The organism is Stenotrophomonas sp. STEN033 (assembly GCF_056856655.1).
Genome location: NZ_JBXFWM010000122.1, coordinates 1 through 3461, shown reverse-complemented (window position 1 = coordinate 3461; position 3461 = coordinate 1). Strand labels below are relative to the sequence as shown.

4 protein-coding genes are annotated in these 3461 nt (G+C 64.5%); 1 reads left to right on the top strand and 3 read right to left on the bottom strand.

Annotated features, from left to right (window positions below; translation table 11 throughout):
* Positions 1-36: 36 nt before the first annotated feature.
* The gene (locus AC1VXC_RS20985; RefSeq protein ID WP_481510852.1) at positions 37-657 is read right to left on the bottom strand and encodes a glutathione S-transferase family protein; all 621 of its coding nucleotides are present in this window, start codon (positions 655-657) and stop codon (positions 37-39) included.
* An 18-nt stretch (positions 658-675) separates the two neighbouring features.
* Positions 676-1479 (bottom strand): NYN domain-containing protein, encoded by an 804-nt coding sequence (locus AC1VXC_RS20980; protein WP_481539981.1) that lies wholly within the window; start codon positions 1477-1479, stop codon positions 676-678.
* A gap of 127 nt (positions 1480-1606) precedes the next feature.
* Here AC1VXC_RS20980 and AC1VXC_RS20975 point away from each other — a divergent pair, with 127 nt between their 5' ends.
* A complete protein-coding gene (locus AC1VXC_RS20975) occupies positions 1607-2887 on the top strand; it encodes an NAD(P)/FAD-dependent oxidoreductase (RefSeq protein ID WP_481539980.1) in 1281 nt (426 codons plus the stop codon).
* A 21-nt stretch (positions 2888-2908) separates the two neighbouring features.
* Here the strand turns inward: AC1VXC_RS20975 and AC1VXC_RS20970 are convergent, their stop codons facing one another.
* On the bottom strand, positions 2909-3310 hold the full coding sequence (locus AC1VXC_RS20970) for a GFA family protein (protein WP_313173626.1): 402 nt from the start codon (positions 3308-3310) through the stop codon (positions 2909-2911).
* Between the last annotated feature and the right edge of the window lie 151 nt (positions 3311-3461).

Below are 3461 nucleotides of genomic sequence, written 5' to 3'. Positions count from 1 at the left end.
CCCCCGCACCCCCGCACCCAAAATCTTCGCATCAACTCAAGTCAACGCCGTCATCACCCCTTTCCGATACGCCGGCCGCTGCTGCAAGCGCGCATACCACGCCGCCAGATGCGGCAGTTCCGGGCGCTGGATCGGCATTTCAAACCAGGCGTAGATGAAGGCGCCCAGCGGAATATCGCCCATCGCAAAGCGCTCGCCGGACAGCCACGGCTGCTTCTCCAGCGCCGCATCAACCAGCGTCAGCAACTCACCACAACGCAACAACGCCGCAGCGATACGCGCCTCATCACGATCAGCGGGTGCGGTGCGCACAACGCCCCAGAACAGATCACGGAAGGCCACCGCAAAGCTCGACGTGGTCCAATCCATCCATTGCTCGCTGCGCGCCCGCTCAACCGGGTCGGACGGATACAGCACATCCAGTGCATAGCGCGCGGACAGGTAACGCACGATGGCGTTGGATTCCCACACCGGCAGGCCATGGTCCTCGATCACCGGCACCAGTCCATTCGGGTTCATCGCGCGGTATTCGGCGGTCTGCGTGCCGCCAAATGCACCACCCACCTCGATCGACTCATACGGCAGGCCGATCTCCTCGGCACACCACAGCACCTTGCGCACATTGCTGGAATTGCGCCGGCCCCATATCTTCAACATGCATCCACTCCTTTCAACTCAGGATTCCTCACGTGCGCCCTTGCGCGGCAGCGCGCGCACGGCCGAGGCCTTGCCCGCGCGCTTGACCTCGAACAGGCCAGTGGCATCGATCAGCTCACTCAGTTTGCGATAGCCGTAATTGCGCGAGTCGAACGATGCGCGGTTGGCAATCTGGTTGCCGACCGAACTCAGCAGTGCCCAGCCTTGCTCATCCGCCGCCGCATCCACCGCGCCGCGCAGCAGGTTCAACAAGCGCGTGTCACCGCGCAGTTCATTGCTGCTGCGCGGCTTGATCGGTGCCGCAGGCGGCTCGGAGACTTCCGTTGCAGTCGCCGCAGGCGGCACACTGCTGGTGGCCACCTGCTCGACGACTTCGGGCGCATCGTTGCCCAGCGCTTCCAGATAGGTGAACTTCGAGCAGGCGTTGACGAAGGCCAACGGCGTCTTCTGTTCGCCGAAGCCATACACCTTCACGCCATCGGTGAGGATGCGCATCACCAGCGGGGTGAAGTCGGCATCGCTGGAGACAATCGCGAAGCCATCCAGGTTGCGCGCGTACAACAGGTCCATCGCATCCACCACCATCGCCATGTCCGAGGCGTTCTTGCCCTTGGAATAGGCGAACTGCTGGATCGGCCGGATCGCGAACTCATGCAACACGCTTTCCCAACCCTTCAGGCGAGGGTTCTTCCAGTCGCCGTAGGCACGGCGCACATTGGCCACGCCGAAGGCGGCCACTTCCACAAGAATCTCGTCGATCTTCGATGACGGTGCGTTGTCGGCGTCGATCAACAACGCGATACGCTTTTCGGGCTCAGACACGGGGTGACTCCATGGCGGCAAGCTGACCGCCAGTATCGGTCATCGCTGTTTCAAAGCACATCAATGCGATGATGGGCGCTGACAACCCGCCCCCACGGCCGGTTCACCGGCCCCACCGGAGTACGTCATGCCGCAACACCCGCACCTTGTCGTCATCGGCGGAGGTTTCGCCGGGCTCTGGGCCAGCCGAGCACTGGCCGATGCCCCCTTGCGCATCACCCTGGTCGATCGCCGCAACCACCATCTGTTCCAGCCCCTGCTGTACCAGGTAGCCACCGCCGGCCTGTCCTCGCCGGATATCGCCGCGCCACTGCGGCATATCCTCGGCAGGCAACGCAATATCGAGGTACGACTGGGCGAAGTGGTGTCCATCGACAAGCACGCCAGAAAGGTGCAGCTCGGCGATGGCAGCCAGATCGCTTATGACCTGCTGCTGGTCGCCAGCGGCGCCACCCATGCCTACTTCGGCCACGACGAATGGGCGGCCGATGCGCCCGGCCTGAAGACGCTGGACGACGCGTTGTACCTGCGCCGCAAGCTGCTGTTGGCCTTTGAGCGCGCCGAGGCCGAGCCAGACCCGGCCAAACGTGCAGCCTGGCTGAGCTTTGCCATCGTCGGTGGTGGCCCCACCGGCGTGGAACTGGCCGGCACGCTGGCCGAGATCGCCCGGCATACCTTGAAAAACGAGTTCCGCCATATCAATCCGGCCGATGCCAAGGTGCGGCTGGTCGAAGCCGGGCCGCGGGTGCTGTCTTCGTTCCCGGAAGTGCTGTCGCTGAAGGCACGCCGCCAACTGGAGAAGCTGGGCGTGGAAGTGCTGACAGGCACCGCCGTCAACCATATCGACGGACAGGGCTTCCAGCTCGGTGACACGCATGTGCCGGCGCGTACCGTAGTGTGGGCCGCCGGTGTCGCTGCCTCACCGCTGGCGCGCACGCTGGAGGTACCGCTGGACCGCGCCGGCCGCATCCAGGTGGAACCAGATCTCACCGTCTCTGGCCACCCCGAGATCTTTGCCGGTGGCGATCTGGTGTCGCTGATGCAGGCCAATGGCCGGCCGGTGCCGGGCGTGGCCCCGGCCGCCAAGCAGATGGGCAGCTACGTTGCGCAGGTGATCCGCGCGCGCCTGGCCGGCAAGCCGGCGCCGCCACCATTCCGCTACAACGACCAGGGCAACCTCGCCACCATCGGTCGCATGGCGGCCATCGTGCATGTCGGCAAGCTGCAACTGTCCGGGCTGCTGGCCTGGTGGTTCTGGCTGGCCGCGCACGTGTTCTTCCTGATCGGCTTCCGCAACCGGCTGGTAGTGCTGCTCAACTGGGCGGTGGCGTATTGGAGCTACCAGCGCAGCGCGCGCATCATCCTCGGCGATGCCGACGAGGACGATGGCAAGGAACCCGCGGGCTGATCGCAGCCAAGCCAGCGGCAATCAGCTGTTGCCGTTGGCGAACTGCTCGAATACTTCGCGCCCGGTGAGTTTCGGCGTCTCGTTGGCGAGCTCGTAGTACGACGGCTTTTCGTCGATGAAGATCTGGCTAGCCAGTTCGAACGATTGTTCCTGGAACAGCCCGGCCGGCACGAAGTATTCGCCGTCCGGCACCAACCGGTAGTACAAGTGGGTGCCGCACTGTGAGCAGAAACCGCGCTCGGCCCAGTCTGAGGATCGATAGGTCTTCAACGCACTGCCGATGACCTGTACCTGGTCATCGCAATGCACCGCGAACAACGGGCCGCCGGACCAGCGCCGGCACATGCTGCAATGGCATAGGCCAATTTCGGAATGCTCATTGGCGATCACTTCGACCGCACCGCACAGGCAGTTCCCTTTCATCACCAGCTCCATCTGCAAGAGGAATGCCGAATCTACACGGGAAAGACCACCGGTAGTGGCGCCCCCTGAGAGGCAGGGGCTTTTCCAGCCCCCCCGCCCTCGTGGGGCCGCCCCGCTGGGGGGGGGGCGCAGCGGGGGGCCCACACCCCCC